The sequence below is a fragment of the Priestia iocasae genome (assembly GCF_016909075.1).
GTDB classification, from domain to species: Bacteria; Bacillota; Bacilli; order Bacillales; family Bacillaceae_H; genus Priestia; species Priestia iocasae.
In genome coordinates this window covers 312,179-329,714 of sequence record NZ_JAFBFC010000001.1, presented here as the reverse complement: position 1 = coordinate 329,714, position 17,536 = coordinate 312,179, and the positions used below count along the sequence as shown (strand labels likewise).

The following is a 17,536-nucleotide window of genomic DNA, read 5'->3' as shown; positions in this document are numbered from 1 at the left end:
GAATACTCATCTAACATTATGATTTCAATGCCTTTTTCAATTGAATGATTTCCATTGCAATTGAAGCAGCTTTTAAATAATCCTTTTGTCGCTCAGCTTCCTGCTTTTCAGTTTCTTTTTCTTTTATTTTCAACAGCTTTGGGTGAATTAGTACTTGTTGAACATAATCATGTAATGCTTGTTCGGACAGCTCTTCATTAATTGAAAGCATTGCAATCTCAGAAGCTAATCTCCCCAACTTTCCATCAACTAACTTCTCCATAAACAAACTTAGATTAGGTTCATAGCCTTCTTCATAAAATGCATAAATGTACATCACTAGCGCTCGATGCTCTTCTATATTAAAGTTACCTTGAATCAATTCTTGAATCCGAATTGCCACGTCTTTATCTTTTAACATATAAGCAATAAGCAATCGTTCAGCATTTTGATATGCAGGTAATAATCTGGTTTGAAAACTTGGTTGTCTAGCTATATTATTTCTATTCCAAGCATCATTATCCTTTTTCTTTCCTGAAAGGCTAGATATTTGATTTTTTTGTTGCTGAAGTGCGTCTAAAGAAATTGAAAATTCTTGAGATAATTGTCTTAAATAATGTTCTTGTTCGACAGCTTTTGTTAATTGACTAATTTCTTTTAATACGTCTTCAATGTACTTCATTCGTTCTGCTTCATTTTGAAGATTTTTACCTCTTCTTAAATAACGCATTTTAAACGACATAAAGGTTAAGCTGCCATCAATTACTTCATTTCTAAATCTCTCAGGCCCCTGCTCTTTTATATAATCATCTGGATCATATCCTTGAGGCATAACAGCTACCTTTACAGTACAGCCCACACTGGTAAGTATATTTGCAGCTTTATACGCAGCCTCTATTCCTGCATGATCTGAATCGTAACAAATAACAACTGACTCAACATTTCGTCGAATAATTTTAGCTTGTTCGTCGGTTAATGCCGTTCCCATTGTTGCAATAGCATTGGGACATTCTGCTTTTACAGCTGAGATTACATCTGCAAAGCCTTCGAATAATAGAACTTGTTGGTTTTTACGAATATGCTTTTTAGCACGATGAAAATTATAGATTGTTTTACCTTTATTGAAGATAGCAGTTTCTGGGCTGTTTAAATATTTTGGTTGACCTTCAATGTTTTCGATTAATCGTCCAGAAAAGGCAACTGTCTTGCCTTGTAAATCTGCAATAGGAAACATTACTCTTCCACGAAATCGATCAAAGAATGCACCATCTTTTGCTCGTTTTACTAAAAGACCTGCCTTCTCCATCTCCGTCAATTGAAAGCCTCTTTTTGTTAGAAACTTCGTCATAAACTCCCATGAATCTAAAGAAAAACCAATTTCAAACTCATCTATTGTTTCTCGTGAAAATCCTCGTTCAATTAAATAATCGTACGCTTGTTGACCTTCTTTTGTATTTACTAATAAATGATGATAAAATTTCTTTAAGAGCTCATGCGCTTCGACCATTCGAGTTGTCGGTTTGTTTTCATTTAAGGAAGTTTCAGGTTGAACATCATGCTCAAAAGGAATGTCAGCTTTATCAGCTAGCTGCTGAGCTGCTTCTACAAACGATAACCCTTCTAGCTCCATTAGAAATGAAAATGAATTACCACCAGCTCCACACCCAAAGCAATGATAGATTTGTTTTTCTGGCGATACAGAAAAAGATGGAGTGCTTTCTCCATGAAAAGGACATAGGCCGAAGTAATTACGACCTTGCTTTTTCAGCTGTACATAATCACTAATAACATCGACAATATCAACCGAATGCCGAATACGATCTATTACTTCATCAGGGATTCGATTTGTCATTATAACAGCTCCGTATTTCTTAGTATTCTTCACAAAAAGCTAAATTCCTGCAAGTTTCGACAACAGTTTATCAAAAGTCTCTACAAAATGCTGTTTATCTGCTTCAGTAAACGCTTTTGGACCTTTGGGATACCGTCCTGCCCTTCGCTCTTTTGCAGAAACATATCGAAAAAAAAGCACTGAATTCATATCTTCTTCACTATACTGTTTTCCACGTGGAGAAATAGCATAAACGCCACTTTTAACTAAAATACTAGCTAACCCTGTGTCTTGTGTGATTACGACATCGTGCTTCTTAGCATGGTTGACAATGTATAGATCAACCGCTTCTTTGTCACAATCAACATATTTCCATTCTCCGCCAATTGGGTTGCTTTGAACATGCGCGTACGAAGCTATAAACAGTAAGTCCGCACCATATGTATGAGCAAGTTCAACAATCTCTTTTTTGACAGGACACGCGTCTGCATCGACAAAAATTTTAAAGTTTCTTTTACTATAACTCTGTATTCTACATCCCTCCGAAGATTCCTTCTAATATTTTGTAATTTAGTGTAGATTGAGTTTGTCGAATACTTTTTTCGCCCTTTACTTGACATTTATATAAATAGTTTATTCGTTCTAGACAAAGTCTAAACCTAAAACTATTCTTTTTTATCACAATTTTTTATTATAATATAAATGTTTGTGATTTTCTAGCTAAAAAATCTCTCTTTTTATACAACAGTCTATTGAGCCAAATTTTAACTAGTTCTTCTATCAAAAAGTAAGACAAATCTTTTTATATAAAATAGAATATGATGAAAAAAGAATGATAAAACCGCCCTCTCACCGTATGTATGAATCATGCGTTTTTGGTAGAGGGCGGTCTATTTATTTTAAAAATACGTTAGTTGTAAACGATTTTATGAAGAAGGATGTTGAATTAAATTTAAGATAATACCCGCTGTTTCTTCAACAGCTTTATTTGAAACATCAATAACTGGGCAACCAATTTTCTCAACAACACTTTCAAAAAATACTAATTCTTCTTTAATTCGATGAATATTTGCATAAATCGCTTTGTCGTTCAATCCTAGCGATTTTAATCGTTCACGACGAATGTTGTTTAACTTTTCTGGGCTAATAATAAGGCCTATACATTTTTCAGGTGCAACTTGAAAAAGTTCTTCAGGAGGCTCTACCTCTGGAACAATTGGTACGTTTGCTACTTTTAAACGTTTATGCGCTAAAAACTGAGATAGAGGCGTTTTTGATGTGCGGGATACACCTAAAAGAACAATATCTGCACGTAAAATTCCACGCGGATCGCGCCCATCATCATATTTAACTGCAAACTCAATTGCTTCAACCTTTTTGAAATAGTCCTCATCTAGTTTACGTACCATTCCAGGCTCAAAACGCGGTTGCAATTGATATGAGTGCTGAATACGATCAATCAGAGGACCAATAATATCCAGAACGACGACACCATGCTTTTCAGCTTCTGAAATTAAAAACTGACGCATGTCTGGTTTAACGAGGGTAAAACCAACTATTGCATGATTTAGCTTTGCGATTGATACCACTTCAGCTAAAGTTGCTGTATCCTCTACATACGGTACACGTTTAATCACTATATTTGCCATATTAAACTGACTTAATGCAGCTTTTACGACTAGCTCCGCCGTCTCTCCTACAGAATCCGAAACAACATAAATCATTGGGTTGTTCATCTATTTGCACATCCCCTTTTTTAAATCTCAAAACTTTTTATACACAATGATTACTTAATCTATAATACCTCATCATTGGCTAATGCGACCAATAATTTTGTAATATTTGTTTTTGTAATTCGACCAATAACCTCATAACCCTTTTCGGCTTCTTTTACAACAGGAATGGCGTCAATTTGTTTTTCAATTAAAATTTGAGCAATATCAATGAGCAAATCTTCTTTTTTACAAAACGTAATATTAGGCATTCGCGTCATAATGATATGCACAGGAATAGATGTTAACTCTTGCTTCCCTATGCTCGCTCGTAATAAATCTTTTCTAGACAATACCCCTACAATAACTGAATGCTCATCTACTACAAATAACGTCCCTACATCTTCTAAAAACATTGTACAAATCGCATCATAGACAGATACGTTCTCATTTACCACAACTGGGATAGATTGATATTCTTGTACTTGTATTTTCTTAATTTTGTCTGTTAATAATTGAGCACCTGTTTTTCCTGTATAAAAATAACCCACTCTTGGTCTTGCTTCTAGATAGCCAGCCATTGTTAAGATGGCTAAATCTGGCCTTAATGTAGCACGGGTTAAGTTTAGCTTATCAGCGATATGCTCTCCTGTAATCGGTCCTAAATCTTTGACAATTTGTAAAATTTGTTCTTGTCTTTTATTCAGTTCGATTGTTCTCACCACCTTGCAAAGTAAAAAGCAATAATGTGTTATACTATTTCTAAAAACATTATATACTTTTTTCAGAAAAGTAAAAGAATAATGATGTAAATTATAAAGAAATATTTTTAAACAATCCATTTAACTACATTACAATTGCTAAAAATGTATTTTAAAGTATATAGATACTGACAGGAATCAAAAGAATAATCAAAAGGGAAAAACCGCCCCTTTTGAGACGGCTCTTTATAATGATTTCTGAAATGAAATCATACCACATTATTTTAAAAAACGTAATGATTTCACCTTGCACATTACGTTTATTTATTGAAAACATCATCATTTACTCTCATTAGTCCTTGTCCTTCACATCAAACGTTGTTTTTAGTTTATCCATTTGATTTAAGAAGCGTTTAGATTTAAGGAATAATCCTGAATACTCTTCGTAATAACTATCAATGATTAATTTTAACTGATGTTTTGTTTCTTCTTTTACGGAAATAGACCCTAAGCGCTGTAAATCTATGTAGTAAAACAAACGAAGCAACTTAATTGTCCCAGGGCTTACTCTTAAATGATAAGGGTCTTTTTCTGTACAACGATGACAAATCAAGCCATTATCACGAATTGAAAAACCAAATACACCGTCTTTAGACTGACAAAATACACATTCATTTAATGAAGGATATAACCCTAAAACATTTAACATTTTCATTTCATAAATATAGGTTAACACATCAAGATCATAACCTTCGTTCATGTAAGACAACGTTTGATATAAAAACTCAAATAAAAAGGGATTCGGCTTATTGTTTTCTGTTACTTTGTCTGTTAACTCAACAATATAAGAAGCATACGCAGTACAAAAAATGTCCTCACGTATGCTTCTCATAGAAGAAATGACCTCTCCTTGATGAAGAGTTCCCATGCCTGATCCTGCTTGTACAAAGAAATGACCATAAGTAAATAATTGAGTAGTTGCAGACAAACGACTACTTGGCTTTTTAGCCCCTCTTGCCATCATGCCTACTTTTCCTAACTCGCGTGAGTATATCGTTACGATTTTATTAGACTCACCATAATCATTCGTACGAATGACTATTCCTTCACATTTTTTAAACAAACTTGGTCACCTACCGATAGATGGAAGGTCAAGAAATTGGTAAATCGAGATGTTGAATCTCCTCATTATTATATGCCTCGGGTGTTTCAAAGCCTTCTTGTTCAATCTCCTTAAATAGAAGATAGGTATCTACATTACCTGTATGGGAAAATACTTTCCAGGTAAAATCCAACATAAAAACCCCACCTTTCTAATCATAACGATCAGATACATACTCCAATTCCTTATGTTTAGGATGACCTTCCATATTAGAAATCATGTAACACAAATTTTGTAAAATTTGTTTTCTATCTTAATATTCGTCTTCTCTAAAGCCATAATCTCTTAAATGAGTAAGACGATTGCGCCAATCCTTTTGCACTTTTACCCATAGTTCAAGGAACACACGTGATCCAAGTAAAGCCTCTACATCTACACGAGCTCGTTTTCCTACCTCTTTTAACATTTTACCTTGCTTTCCAATGACAATTCCTTTTTGAGAGTCTCTTTCTACAACAATGGTTGCTCCAACATATACAGCACCATTCTCTCTTGTTTGCATTGAATCAATGACAACTGCAATAGAGTGAGGAATTTCTTCTCGTGTTAAATGTAAGACTTTCTCACGAATTAATTCTGCTACAATGAAACGTTCAGGATGATCTGTCACTTGATCAGCTGGATAGTATTGTGGACCTTCTGGTAATACTTTTTTTATTTGATCTAATAATCGATCTACATTGTTTCCTTGTAAAGCTGATATAGGGACAATCTCAGCAAAAGAGTGTAAATCTTTATATGTTTCAATTAAAGTTAATAATTCATCAGGGTGAATTTCATCAATTTTATTAATAACTAGAAAAACAGGTGTTTTCGTTTCCTTTAAGCGCTCAATAATAAATTCATCTCCACGCCCAAATCCTTCAACGGCATTTACCATAAATAAGACAAGATCTACTTCTTTTAACGTGTTTTGTGCAACCTTCATCATGAAGTCGCCAAGCTTATGCTTTGGCTTATGAATACCAGGTGTATCAATAAATACGATTTGTGCTTCATCTTCTGTATATACACCTTGAATTTTATTTCTCGTTGTTTGAGGCTTATCACTCATGATGGCAATTTTTTGGCCAATAACACGATTTAAAAATGTTGATTTGCCTACATTAGGTCTTCCAATAATGGAAACAAAACCTGATTTGAATTCTTTATTACTCATTTAAATCCTCCGGTGAAAATGCTCCTGGTAACAATTCTCCTACTGTTAACTCTTGTACATCTCCATTTAAATTTGTTAATATCACTTTCATTTCTTTTGAACATAGCTCTGAAATTACTTGTCTACACGCTCCACAAGGTGGTACAGGACGCTTTGTATCTGCAACAACAGCGATTGCTTCATACTTTGTATCACCTTCTGAATACGCTTTAAAAAGCGCTGTTCTTTCAGCACAATTACACATGCTATAAGCAGCATTTTCAATGTTACAACCATGATATACTTTACCGTCTGTTGTGAGCAATGCTGCTCCTACTTTGAACTTCGAATAAGGTACATAAGCTAATTCTCTTGCTTTCTTTGCTTCTTCCATTAACATTTGTTTATCCATTTGTTCGCTTCCTTTCTCAAAACGCATATGTATTAAGCAATCATTACTTTTAAAGACTAAGACAAAATCTTTTGTTGAGTGAATACATCTTATCAGAAACCTTTTAAAACAACAACATTGTTAAAAAATATATTTAAAAAAGACTAAGCCTCCAACAATAACTGAAGCAATTGCATACACTAAAACTGCTCCTGCTGCAGCATCTTTCGCCTTCTTCGCTAACGGATGGTATTCTTCCGTTACTAAATCGATTGTTTTCTCGATAGCTGTATTAATCAATTCAAGACTCCACATTCCAGCAATAAGAACGATGAGTATCATCCATTCAAAAACGGTAATGCGAAAATACAATCCTGCTCCAATTACCAATAGCGCTGCAAATACATGTACTTGCATGTTTTGTTCTGTTTTTATAACTTGTTGAATTCCTTGCCAAGCATAGCCAAAACTTCGCCAAAGCCTTTTGCCATCGAGTTTCATCTTTACCTCTTTAAGCCATATGCATCTAGGATTTCTCTTTGTTTACCAAACATTTCTTTTTCTTGCTCTTCCGTCTCATGATCATAGCCTAGTAAGTGAAGAAAACCATGTATCGTTAAGAAGCCTAACTCTCTTAAAAAGGAATGACCATACTCTTTTGCTTGCTCGTGCGTTTTAGGTATAGAAATAATAATGTCTCCTAGTACTCGAGGCATTTCTTGTCCAATAATTGCAAGCTCTCCTTCACCCATTTCCTCTAAAGCAAAGGAAATAACATCTGTAGCCTTGTCCTTTTTACGATACTCTTTATTAATTTCTTGTATACGCTCATTATCCACAAATGTAACAGATACTTCTGCTTCCTCATTAATTCCTTCCATTGCAGCTGCCATTTGCATTAATTTCTCTAATTCTAGTTGCTGTTCTTGCGCAATTTCATTTGTTTCATCAATAAAGTCAATAAGTAAACTCATGCTTTCACCTTCTCTTTTTTCATCTCTGGATATTCAATTCTAGAATGAAAAATTCCATTTAATGTTTCACATAGCGATTTTGCAATTAATTCAAGTTCTTTTAATGTTAAATCACACTCATTAAGTTGTTCATCTTGTAAACGATCTTTAATGATACTTCGCACAAGGCCTTCAATTTTCTCAGGTGTTGGATTGGTCATTGAACGGACAGCCGCCTCTACACTGTCTGCAATACAAATTACAGCAGCTTCTTTTGTTTGTGGTTTTGGTCCAGGATAGCGATAGTCTTTTTCATCTACTTTCTCTTCCGTTCCTTCTACAGCCTTGTAGTAGAAATATTTAAGCAGTGTCGTTCCATGATGCTGTTCAGCCACATCGATAATTTCCTTTGGAAGTTTATGCTTACGTAAAATATTTGCTCCATCTATAGCATGTGCAATAATAATATTTTTGCTTACTTCTGGAGAAAGCTTATCGTGAGGATTACTAATATTCATTTGATTCTCAATAAAATATTGAGGACGTTTTGTTTTCCCAATATCATGATAATAAGCTGCGACACGTGCTAGCAACCCATTTGCTCCAATCGTTTCACAAGCAGATTCCGATAAATTTGCTACCATCACACTATGATGATATGTTCCTGGTGTTTCAGTTAAAATCTTTCTCAAAAGTGGATGATTGGGGCTAGAAAGTTCGATTAACTTCATTGTTGACAAAATACCAAAGCCACTTTCAAAAAAAGGCAATAGACCAATTGTTAAAATAGCAGCGATAATACCTGAAGAAATAGCCATAATCCCATAATAACTTAATTCAACGGTGCTTAATTGGCTATTTTTAATAAGCTGCATTGCTAATATAATACCAACATTGACCAAGGAAACAAATAAGCCTGCTTGTAAAATACGAGACCTTCTATGTTGTTTACTTAAAAATAAAATACCTGCAATGCTTCCTAATAAAAAATACGTTCCCACATGTACATTGATTGATGTGGTCATCTCCCCATTAAAAATAATGCTGCCACAAATCGCAAAAACGACACTGGAAATAATTGCAATTCGCTCATTAATTAAAATGCGAATAAGTAAGCCACCTGCTGCAACCGGCATTAAAAATCCAATTTCTGAAAGCTCCATTTCTTGAAATAAACTTAAAATCTTCATCAATATCATCGTAATTGTAAAAACAATGACATATAGCAAGAGTGTTTGAGAAGACTTGGTATTGAAATCTTTAAAATAATACATAATGAAGCCAATCATAATCATAATAAGCAAAAGCAAACCAACAAACGGTTGTACAGAAGCTTCATCATTTAACAATCCTACTAATTGTAATTGACGATAAATTTCAGCTGTAATAAGCTGACTTTCTTCTACGATGATTTGACCTTGTTTGATTCGAACAGGATCAATGCGTTCAACGGCTTCTTGGCGGTTTTCAGCTGTCTTCTTTGGATCATAAATAACATTTGGTATGATAGAAAAGTGAGCGATTTCATACATTGATTCTTTCAATTCATTATTTACATTCGTATAGATTAACTGATTCTTAATTTGCTCTTTTTTATTTTCAACTTCACTTACTGTAATTCGATCTTTCATCACATGATGAACACCTGTTACAACAGCATCTTTTGCAATTGACAACTCTTGCTGTGTAGATTGTAATAGTTGATTAATGGTTTTTGAAGAAAGACTTTTTTGAATATCTGCAGGTAATTTATCAGATAATAACTCTCTTTTTGCTTGGATAACTTGCTCTACATCTTGATCAGTTACTTCACTTTGTTCAAACTCTTCATTTACTTCCATAATGGCATTAAAAATAGACGCAACTAAGTCAACCCTGTTTTGTGCGTATTCCGTTTTCAGCGTGTAGACATCTTTAACAGCTTGTTGCGCTTCCTTGCGTTTTTCATCGGTACTTTCTTTGTCTTCAATTGTAATAGGTGAATAGACTGTTTGAGGGGAAATTGATAATAGACGCAAATCTAACTCTTCAGGCTTGACATTACTGTACATAGAAGCGTACAGAACTATTCCAAGTAGTGTATATAATCCAATTTGAATAAGCCGAAATCGCTCGATTTGTGCCATTGTTTGTTTCATCATTCCAAACTTTGACACGTTAGATCCTCCTTTTACACAAAAATAGACCCTAAGGTACAAAGGGTCTATTTTTTGCTAAGCTTTTTCGTAAGCCTCCACAATTCGTCTCACCAGAGGATGGCGAACTACATCTGACTGCTCTAGGTGAATAAAAGAAACACCATTCACTTCTTTTAATACATCACTTGCCACTCTTAGCCCTGATTGTACGCCCTTTGGTAAATCCACTTGCGAAACATCACCAGTTATAACCATTTTCGATCCAAATCCTAATCTCGTTAAAAACATTTTCATTTGCGCTGGTGTTGTATTTTGAGCTTCATCCAAAATGACAAAAGCATCATCTAACGTTCTACCACGCATGTAAGCTAACGGAGCAATTTCAATGACACCTCGTTCAATCAGTCTTTGTGTGTGCTCTGTGCCTAATACGTCATGAAGTGCATCGTATAAAGGACGTAAATAAGGATCAACTTTTTCTTTTAAATCTCCTGGTAAAAAGCCGAGACTTTCACCCGCTTCGACAGCTGGGCGTGTTAAAATAATTCGTTGTACCAATCCATTTTTTAACGCATTTACTGCCATGACAACTGCTAAGTACGTTTTACCTGTTCCAGCAGGGCCGATTCCAAAAATCAAATCATGCTTTTTAATAGCAGAGACATATTGACGTTGTCCTAACGTTTTAACTCGAATAGATTTACCTTTTACGTTTTTCGTAATTTCTTCTTCATATATATCCTCAAAGAATTCAAGCGATCCGTCTTTTGCCATCTGTATAGCATAAACAACATCTCGTTCAGAAATTGTAATATTCTTTCGGATAATATGTAGCAATTTTTTTAAGATCTCTTCAACTTTCTCTACAGAGGTTGCTTCTCCAGACAAATTAACAGCTTCTCCACGTGTTACAATTGATACCCCTGTTTCTTCCTCAATACGCTTTAGATGAGCATCTTGGGCTCCAAATAAAGCAATAGCTTCATTTAAATCTTCAAGTTGTAAGTTGGTTGTAACTAACTGTTCTGACATTCCTCAATCTCCTTGAATAATTGGTTGAGTGACTGCAACATTTTCTATAACTTGGTAAAGTATTGATAATTTTACTTTACCATTGTCCTCACGTTGGTGCAAAACTTTTTCATCTTTTATTTTTCCATCTTCATCTAACTGTGACATTACTTTTTCTCGTCCATCTTTAATTCCTTGTTGAACTGCTTCTACTACTGAATATTTTCGCTCAACTTCTTCTTGTTCTCTCACTATTATCTTCTCATAAGACAAAGGAAGTTTCCATCTTAAGAAGTAAATTGGTCTTTTCGTACTCTCTACTTTCTTTTTTTCAAACTCTTCTTTTGTAAAGGTCCACATCGGTATCTTTAAATGCCCTACATAAAAATAATAATGATTGTAAGATTGACCGGTGACAACTTGAAAATTAGTTTGTAACGGTATTTCAATATTAGATTTGTACCAAGTTTCGCCATATACTTTCCCTTTGGCAGCAATCACTTTTTGGTTTCCTTCTTTTCCGATTAATCCTGATACAAGAGGTTGCCCCCGTTCGACAACATCATTCACTTTTACGAGTGGTTGTCCTTTTTCGATGAACATATGTGTAATCGTTGCCTTTTTACTAGCAACAATGTTTTGAGGTGACAGTTGTTCTTGTGCCTTTGGCTCATTTTTTTCTACGACTTGGAAATGATATGATGTTCCTTTTAACTCTACACCTACCCACGTAATATTACTCATATTATTTGTTAGTTTGTACTGAATCATTTCAGGACTATCAAGTAAAAACTGTAATTTCCCTCTTTTCACACCCATTTCTTCAAGCTCTTTTACGATTTCATACTCTGTATGAGGCTGTGCACCTGTAATTTCAATTTTCCACACCATATTTGATAACAGAGTTAAAATCACAAAAAAAGCTACAAGTCCTAATACAAAGCCACTGTTTTTTAGCATTCGCTTTATTAAAAAAGGCATCCCTTGTCGTTTTCTAAAATAAAGCTTACAGTCCGCGTCTCGAATAAGGACGCGAACTTTCGATAAATCTTTTAACAACATCTCCGCTGATACACTTTCCTCATCAGTTCTTTTTATATTTAATAACTGGATTTGCTCTCTGATACAATTATTTAAGAACCGTTCGATTCCTTTTCCTCTTATTAAAATACCAACGGTCCCTGTCACAAAGTTTGTCCATTCGTTTTTCATTCGCTTCCTCCTCGATTTTACTGTTCTAAATAAAGAACTTGATTGATTTTCCCTTCTAATACCAGCTCCTCTGGAAGAATGACTTTAATCACTAACTCCTCTCCTTTAACGAGCATTTGACCTTGCTTTAGCAATACTCGTATTTCTTTATCAGAAAAGGCAAGAAGCCCCTTGTGGTTTTCAATATATATATGAATTTGACCAACCATTGTGATCCGAGGAAGATCGGTTAAGACATCAGCGGGTAGTTCCATATGATTTGTAATCCATCGCTTCATGTTTTTCCACGTTTTGCCCATAAAAAAGAACCCCCTTTCATCTCATATTTATGAGAAAGGGGGTTATTGTATCACATCTATTTATCTTTTATAAATTTGTCTTTTCGACTTTGGTGGACCAAGAATCTCAGACCATATAACACCTTGCACAGCTTTCTTACCGTCAATCGATAAGCTATCTACTCTCTTTTGACTAGATTTCTTTATCTGACGAGTAGATGCTGTACGACTAGATGCTTGATTTCTACCCATGCTTTTAACGACTTCTTTACGAGATTGTGTTTGAGCAACCTTTTCTTTCAACGTACTCAACTTGTTTTGTAACTGCTCGTTTTGTTTGTCTTGATTTATTTCAGGTTTTGACTCGGTTTTAGGCTTTGTCTTTTCCTTTACCTCATCCTTCATTCGCTTCGGAAAGCCTTGAAAGTCTGGAAAGTTCGGGATAGGTGTAGAAGGATATCCAACCTTTCGTTCCTCAGCAGGTTCATCTGGCTTATTTGGTGACTGATTGCGTTCTTTAGACTGTTCAACAAATCGCTGAAACACATTTAAAATAAGTCCACCAATAATCACAACAATGAACATATTACTTAATAAAAGGTTAATTACATACTCAATGATATTCATTAGGAGTCTTCCTCCTTTGAGCTATCCATTTCTTACTTCTCTTCATCTTGATCGTTTGTTAATTTACCAATTGAATCACGCATTCCTGTATCAGCATCAATGTTTTTAATGTTCATATAATCCATCACGCCAATGTTTCCAGAGCGTAAAGCCTCTGCCATTGCAAGTGGAACTTGAGCTTCTGCTTCCACAACTTTTGCACGCATTTCTTCAACCTTTGCACGCATTTCCTGTTCTTTCGCAACAGCCATTGCTCTTCTTTCTTCTGCTTTCGCTTGTGCAATGTTTTTATCAGCTTCTGCTTGATCAGTTTGTAATTCCGCTCCAATATTCTTTCCAATATCAATATCAGCAATATCAATTGATAAAATTTCAAAAGCTGTACCAGAGTCTAATCCTTTTCCTAAGACCGTTTGAGAGATTAAATCTGGGTTTTCTAATACCTTCTTATGATCCTTAGATGAACCAATCGTACTTACAATCCCTTCACCAACACGCGCTACTACTGTATCTTCACCTGCACCACCGACTAAGCGATCAATGTTTGCACGAACAGTAATACGAGCTTTTGCTTTTACTTCAATTCCATCCATCGCAACACCAGCAATAAAAGGTGTTTCAATTACTTTAGGATTAACGCTCATTTGCACCGCTTCTAACACGTCACGTCCTGCTAGATCGATTGCAGCGCAACGTTCAAAGCTTAAATCAATATTTGCACGATGAGCAGCAATTAACGCATTTACTACACGGTCAACATTACCACCTGCTAAATAGTGGCTCTCTAGTTGATTAATATTAACATCAAGTCCTGCTTTACTTGCTTTAATTAGTGGATTTACAACACGAGATGGAATAACACGACGTAGTCTCATCCCTACAAGTGTAAAAATGCTAATTCGTACTCCTGCAGCCAATGCTGAAATCCACAGCATAACGGGTACAAAGGTAAAAAAGACAGCTAATAAAATAATACCTAAGCCAATTGCTAAAAAGAATAATAAAGTACCTGGTTCCATTATTCTTATTCCTCCTTTAATTCGTTATAGTAGGTTCATGGATAAACGTCGAATTATATCATCCGTTCGGGTATTTGTCGAACAACAATTCGAGAACCTTCTACTTTCATGATTTTCACTTTAACATCTTTCCCTAAATAGCTTCCTTCTGTTACGACGTCGATATACTCTTCATCTACTAAGACCGTTCCAGAAGGGCGTAATGGGGTAATGGTTATCCCCTCTTTTCCTACTAGCTCTTTACGGTTTTGATTGGATACATAGCCTGATTCAGTATTCATCGAATCATTTAACACAATCTTTTTAAACGCTGATAGTCGTTTGCCAAAGAACTTCATCATTACAAACGCACCTCCAATGGCAATCGAAATTGCAATCAACAAGGATACTCCCATTAATACGTAGTTATCTGTGGCCATAAAAAAGCTTGTTATAATGGCTCCTAATCCTAAGATGCCAATAATACCTCCAGCGACAAATAACTCTAGAATAACAAGAAGAATACCTACCCCAAATAAGATAATGGATTCCATCCCTGCCAATCCAGCGACCAGATGTCCATAAAAGAACAGCAACAAGGCTCCAATTCCCATCGATCCTGCTAATCCAAATGTAGGTGTATAAAGTTCAATGATGAGCCCTAAGCTTCCAATGGAAAGCAAGATGGGGACAACAACTGGATGTGTTAAAAATCGAGCAAGCTTTTCAGCAAATGCCACTTCCATTGTTTTTACACTGGCATCTTCATATCCAAATTTCTCTAACAATTCATTCAAGTTAGAAACTGTACCTTCTGAATACTTAACATCTAAGGCTTGCTCAGGAGTTAATGTTAATAACTTCCCTTTTCCTGCCCCTAAGTCTGGTAGGTTGATATCTTTATCAGCCATGGCTAGTGCATATTGAGGATCTCTTCCATTTTGTTCAGCAGCACTTTTCATAGCAGACAACCAATACGATTGTGCTTTTTGATCAGCGGCATTTCCTTCTTGGTCAATGACAGCAGCAGATCCCATTGCTGAACCAGGTGTCATATAAATTTCATCTGCATTCAAAGCAATATACGCGCCTGCAGATAACGCATTTTTATTAACAAACGCAATCACTGGCAATTCTGTCGACGTTAACTTCTTACCTATCTCGGAAGCAGCATCAACGGCTCCACCTGGCGTGTTAATATCTAAAACAATTAAATCTGCGCCTTGCTCTTCTGCTTCAGTAATACTTCGATTAATAAAAGCAAGTAACCCTTTTTCAACTGTTTCTTCAACTGGTATAACATACACTGTTTGTTTCTCTGCATGTATTGCATGAAAAGGAAGAAGCAAAATAAAAGCCATTACAAATGAAATCATCCATATACTTCGTTTAATCGTCACACTCTCCCTCCTTCCTTCATCAGGTAAATCATCGTGACTATATATACGACCATCACATCAAATAGTTTCAAGTTTTTTTAAAAAGTTTATGTAAATAGTCGTAAGAAAGCCAAGTTAGTTATATACATATTATTCCATACTAAGTTCAATAAAAAAACACCTTACATATGTAAGGTGTCTTTTTATGCTAATTGTTGAAGAACGAGCTTGTTAACAAGAGCACCATCTGCTTTACCTTTTACTTTAGGCATAAGCGCTCCCATTACTTTTCCCATATCTGCTTTAGAGGAAGCTTGCACTTCTTCAATGGTTTCTTTAATAATGTTTGTTAACTCTTCTTCAGTTAGCTGCTTAGGCGCATAAGCTTCTAAGATAGCTAGTTCAGAATGAATTTTATCCACAAGATCTTGACGACCTGCTTTCTCAAATTCATGGAGGGAGTCTTTACGTTGTTTTAATTCGCGAGAAATAACCGTCAACTCGTCTGCTTCAGTTAGGTCAGTACCTAATTTTATAGCTTCATTTTGAAGAGATGCTTTTACCATGCGAATCACAGTAAGCTTCTCTTTTTCTTTGTTTTTCATCGCTTGCTTCATATCGTTGTTTAAACGCTCGAGAAGACTCATAAATACACCCTCTTTTAGAACTTGCGTTTTCTAGCAGCTTCAGATTTTTTCTTACGCTTTACGCTAGGCTTTTCATAGAATTCGCGCTTTCTTGCTTCTTGAATAGTACCAGACTTAGATACTGTACGTTTGAAGCGACGAAGAGCATCTTCAAGCGATTCGTTTTTACGAACAACTGTTTTTGACATTCTAATTCCCTCCCTCCGAACAAAACAACTACATCATAATCAAATAACACGTCAAAGACATGTCTTTTGCAATTATAATATAATGCTCTCTTAAGGTCAACTGCTTTCACGAAACAAATACATGCATCTTCTTTATGTCTCTTTATTTTATGATTGAGTCATATCTCACATAACTTGTCTATAAAAATGAAAGAAGAGGTGAGAAAAATGCTTCAAGTACTTTCATTTTTTACTGTGTATATCGCGATTTTCATATTTGGCATGACGGTTCTTAGGACAGGTCTATACAATGTTTCCCAGCATAAGATGAAACAATGGTTGATGCAAATGACAAAACATCCTTTTCAAGGCATGTTAGTCGGCGCATTTGTAACAGCCATCCTACAAAGCAGCTCCGCTGTTATGGTATTGACTGTCGGACTCGTTGCAACCGGTTATTTAACATTTAAACAGTCAATAGGCATTATTTTAGGAACGAATATTGGCACAACGATTACAACTGAGCTAATTACCTTCCAAATTGACCAATTTGTTGTACCAATGCTTGTTTTAGGTGCTCTTTTGCTTCTTTTTTCTAACCTTTTTCTTTCGTGTATTGGAGCTATGCTGTTTGGTCTAGGGTGTATTTTCGTATCGATGAATGGATTTGAACACCTAGCAGCACCACTTTCTAAACTACCTTCTATTGAAGTAGTCATTCAGCAAGCCAATACAAGCGAACTGTTAGGATTATGGCTAGGCACATTTATGACAGCCATTATTCAATCAAGTACTGCAACTACCGGTATTATTATGAGCTTTTTAAATGAAAATATTTTATCTTTGCAAGCCGGAATTGCTATTCTCTTTGGAGCAAATATCGGTACATGTATTACCGCTATCCTTGCAAGCATCGGTTCAAATAGAGAAGGCAAATTGACCGCATTTGCTCACGCATGGTTGAACGTGTTTGGCGTTATTGTGTTTTTTCCATTCATTCAAACATTCAGTCTGCTAGCGACAAAGCTGACACAATTCCCTGATGCACAACTTGCTCACGTTAGTCTCATTTTTAACATTGTTTGTTCCATTTTAGCGCTTCCACTTACAAATGTATTAGCAAAGTTCATTATAAAAGTACATGGTCGTGAAATCTTTCAATGATCTTCCTTTTACAGAACAAAGGAAAAGCTCAAAAAACCCTTGCGTATT

The 17,536-nt window shown here is 35.4% G+C and carries 20 protein-coding genes; 1 reads left to right on the top strand and 19 read right to left on the bottom strand.

Annotation, left to right across the window (positions count from 1 at the left end):
* Positions 1 to 16: 16 nt before the first annotated feature.
* The 19 genes from dnaG to rpsU form a co-directional block, all read right to left on the bottom strand.
* Positions 17 to 1,831, bottom strand: a complete 1,815-nt coding sequence (gene dnaG / locus JOC83_RS01600; RefSeq protein WP_205182837.1) for a DNA primase — start codon at positions 1,829 to 1,831, stop codon at positions 17 to 19.
* Between the two features lie 39 nt (positions 1,832 to 1,870).
* Positions 1,871 to 2,272, bottom strand: coding sequence for a YaiI/YqxD family protein (locus JOC83_RS01595; RefSeq protein WP_338038869.1), 402 nt, complete (start codon positions 2,270 to 2,272; stop codon positions 1,871 to 1,873).
* A gap of 464 nt (positions 2,273 to 2,736) precedes the next feature.
* Positions 2,737 to 3,546, bottom strand: a complete 810-nt coding sequence (locus tag JOC83_RS01590; protein ID WP_205182835.1) for a pyruvate, water dikinase regulatory protein — start codon at positions 3,544 to 3,546, stop codon at positions 2,737 to 2,739.
* Positions 3,547 to 3,605: 59 nt separating this feature from the next.
* Complete coding sequence (locus JOC83_RS01585) at positions 3,606 to 4,244, bottom strand: transcriptional regulator CcpN (RefSeq protein ID WP_205182833.1); 639 nt, start codon at positions 4,242 to 4,244, stop codon at positions 3,606 to 3,608.
* A gap of 331 nt (positions 4,245 to 4,575) precedes the next feature.
* On the bottom strand, positions 4,576 to 5,346 hold the full coding sequence (recO, locus tag JOC83_RS01580; protein WP_205182831.1) for a DNA repair protein RecO: 771 nt from the start codon (positions 5,344 to 5,346) through the stop codon (positions 4,576 to 4,578).
* Between the two features lie 28 nt (positions 5,347 to 5,374).
* Positions 5,375 to 5,521, bottom strand: coding sequence for a YqzL family protein (locus tag JOC83_RS01575; RefSeq protein WP_205182829.1), 147 nt, complete (start codon positions 5,519 to 5,521; stop codon positions 5,375 to 5,377).
* A gap of 117 nt (positions 5,522 to 5,638) precedes the next feature.
* Entirely contained in the window at positions 5,639 to 6,544 is a 906-nt protein-coding gene (era, locus tag JOC83_RS01570; protein ID WP_205182827.1) for a GTPase Era, read from the bottom strand.
* Complete coding sequence (locus tag JOC83_RS01565) at positions 6,537 to 7,019, bottom strand: cytidine deaminase (protein WP_205184732.1); 483 nt, start codon at positions 7,017 to 7,019, stop codon at positions 6,537 to 6,539. Before JOC83_RS01565 ends, era begins: the two co-directional genes overlap by 8 nt.
* Positions 7,020 to 7,055: 36 nt before the next feature.
* Positions 7,056 to 7,415: a diacylglycerol kinase family protein gene (locus JOC83_RS01560; protein ID WP_205182825.1), complete on the bottom strand. Its 360-nt coding sequence runs from the start codon at positions 7,413 to 7,415 to the stop codon at positions 7,056 to 7,058.
* A 2-nt stretch (positions 7,416 to 7,417) separates the two neighbouring features.
* Complete coding sequence (gene ybeY, locus JOC83_RS01555; RefSeq protein WP_205182823.1) at positions 7,418 to 7,888, bottom strand: rRNA maturation RNase YbeY; 471 nt, start codon at positions 7,886 to 7,888, stop codon at positions 7,418 to 7,420.
* Complete coding sequence (locus JOC83_RS01550; protein WP_378912569.1) at positions 7,885 to 10,008, bottom strand: HD family phosphohydrolase; 2,124 nt, start codon at positions 10,006 to 10,008, stop codon at positions 7,885 to 7,887. Before JOC83_RS01550 ends, ybeY begins: the two co-directional genes overlap by 4 nt.
* Before the next feature lie 72 nt (positions 10,009 to 10,080).
* The gene (locus JOC83_RS01545) at positions 10,081 to 11,037 is read right to left on the bottom strand and encodes a PhoH family protein (RefSeq protein ID WP_205182822.1); all 957 of its coding nucleotides are present in this window, start codon (positions 11,035 to 11,037) and stop codon (positions 10,081 to 10,083) included.
* Between the two features lie 3 nt (positions 11,038 to 11,040).
* Positions 11,041 to 12,228 carry a sporulation protein YqfD gene (gene yqfD, locus JOC83_RS01540; RefSeq protein WP_205182821.1) on the bottom strand — a complete coding sequence of 396 codons (1,188 nt, stop codon included), beginning with the start codon at positions 12,226 to 12,228 and terminating at the stop codon, positions 11,041 to 11,043.
* A gap of 17 nt (positions 12,229 to 12,245) precedes the next feature.
* Entirely contained in the window at positions 12,246 to 12,527 is a 282-nt protein-coding gene (gene yqfC / locus JOC83_RS01535) for a sporulation protein YqfC (protein ID WP_205182820.1), read from the bottom strand.
* Between the two features lie 60 nt (positions 12,528 to 12,587).
* Positions 12,588 to 13,133, bottom strand: coding sequence for a hypothetical protein (locus tag JOC83_RS01530; RefSeq protein ID WP_205182819.1), 546 nt, complete (start codon positions 13,131 to 13,133; stop codon positions 12,588 to 12,590).
* A gap of 32 nt (positions 13,134 to 13,165) precedes the next feature.
* Complete coding sequence (floA, locus tag JOC83_RS01525; protein WP_205182818.1) at positions 13,166 to 14,152, bottom strand: flotillin-like protein FloA; 987 nt, start codon at positions 14,150 to 14,152, stop codon at positions 13,166 to 13,168.
* Between the two features lie 53 nt (positions 14,153 to 14,205).
* On the bottom strand, positions 14,206 to 15,492 hold the full coding sequence (locus JOC83_RS01520; RefSeq protein ID WP_239583332.1) for an NfeD family protein: 1,287 nt from the start codon (positions 15,490 to 15,492) through the stop codon (positions 14,206 to 14,208).
* Between the two features lie 221 nt (positions 15,493 to 15,713).
* Positions 15,714 to 16,157, bottom strand: a complete 444-nt coding sequence (locus tag JOC83_RS01515; RefSeq protein ID WP_205182817.1) for a GatB/YqeY domain-containing protein — start codon at positions 16,155 to 16,157, stop codon at positions 15,714 to 15,716.
* A gap of 14 nt (positions 16,158 to 16,171) precedes the next feature.
* Positions 16,172 to 16,345 (bottom strand): 30S ribosomal protein S21, encoded by a 174-nt coding sequence (gene rpsU, locus JOC83_RS01510; RefSeq protein WP_015595024.1) that lies wholly within the window; start codon positions 16,343 to 16,345, stop codon positions 16,172 to 16,174.
* Between the two features lie 207 nt (positions 16,346 to 16,552).
* On the opposite strand from rpsU, the gene JOC83_RS01505 reads away from it, so the two are divergent.
* Complete coding sequence (locus JOC83_RS01505; protein ID WP_205182816.1) at positions 16,553 to 17,488, top strand: Na/Pi symporter; 936 nt, start codon at positions 16,553 to 16,555, stop codon at positions 17,486 to 17,488.
* The last annotated feature ends 48 nt before the right edge of the window (positions 17,489 to 17,536 follow it).

Excerpts from the sequence above, each read along its gene's own strand:
- JOC83_RS01505 (WP_205182816.1), top strand. The coding sequence starts at position 16,553 with ATGCTTCAAGTACTTTCATTTTTTACTGTGTATATCGCGATTTTCATA.
- yqfD (WP_205182821.1), bottom strand. The coding sequence starts at position 12,228 with ATGAAAAACGAATGGACAAACTTTGTGACAGGGACCGTTGGTATTTTA.
- JOC83_RS01545 (WP_205182822.1), bottom strand. The coding sequence starts at position 11,037 with ATGTCAGAACAGTTAGTTACAACCAACTTACAACTTGAAGATTTAAAT.
- yqfC (WP_205182820.1), bottom strand. The coding sequence starts at position 12,527 with ATGGGCAAAACGTGGAAAAACATGAAGCGATGGATTACAAATCATATG.
- era (WP_205182827.1), bottom strand. The coding sequence starts at position 6,544 with ATGAGTAATAAAGAATTCAAATCAGGTTTTGTTTCCATTATTGGAAGA.
- JOC83_RS01590 (WP_205182835.1), bottom strand. The coding sequence starts at position 3,546 with ATGAACAACCCAATGATTTATGTTGTTTCGGATTCTGTAGGAGAGACG.
- JOC83_RS01550 (WP_378912569.1), bottom strand. The coding sequence starts at position 10,008 with ATGATGAAACAAACAATGGCACAAATCGAGCGATTTCGGCTTATTCAA.
- rpsU (WP_015595024.1), bottom strand. The coding sequence starts at position 16,345 with ATGTCAAAAACAGTTGTTCGTAAAAACGAATCGCTTGAAGATGCTCTT.
- JOC83_RS01560 (WP_205182825.1), bottom strand. The coding sequence starts at position 7,415 with ATGAAACTCGATGGCAAAAGGCTTTGGCGAAGTTTTGGCTATGCTTGG.
- JOC83_RS01515 (WP_205182817.1), bottom strand. The coding sequence starts at position 16,157 with ATGAGTCTTCTCGAGCGTTTAAACAACGATATGAAGCAAGCGATGAAA.
- floA (WP_205182818.1), bottom strand. The coding sequence starts at position 14,152 with ATGGAACCAGGTACTTTATTATTCTTTTTAGCAATTGGCTTAGGTATT.
- JOC83_RS01520 (WP_239583332.1), bottom strand. The coding sequence starts at position 15,492 with ATGGCTTTTATTTTGCTTCTTCCTTTTCATGCAATACATGCAGAGAAA.
- dnaG (WP_205182837.1), bottom strand. The coding sequence starts at position 1,831 with ATGACAAATCGAATCCCTGATGAAGTAATAGATCGTATTCGGCATTCG.
- JOC83_RS01575 (WP_205182829.1), bottom strand. The coding sequence starts at position 5,521 with ATGTTGGATTTTACCTGGAAAGTATTTTCCCATACAGGTAATGTAGAT.
- ybeY (WP_205182823.1), bottom strand. The coding sequence starts at position 7,888 with ATGAGTTTACTTATTGACTTTATTGATGAAACAAATGAAATTGCGCAA.
- JOC83_RS01530 (WP_205182819.1), bottom strand. The coding sequence starts at position 13,133 with ATGAATATCATTGAGTATGTAATTAACCTTTTATTAAGTAATATGTTC.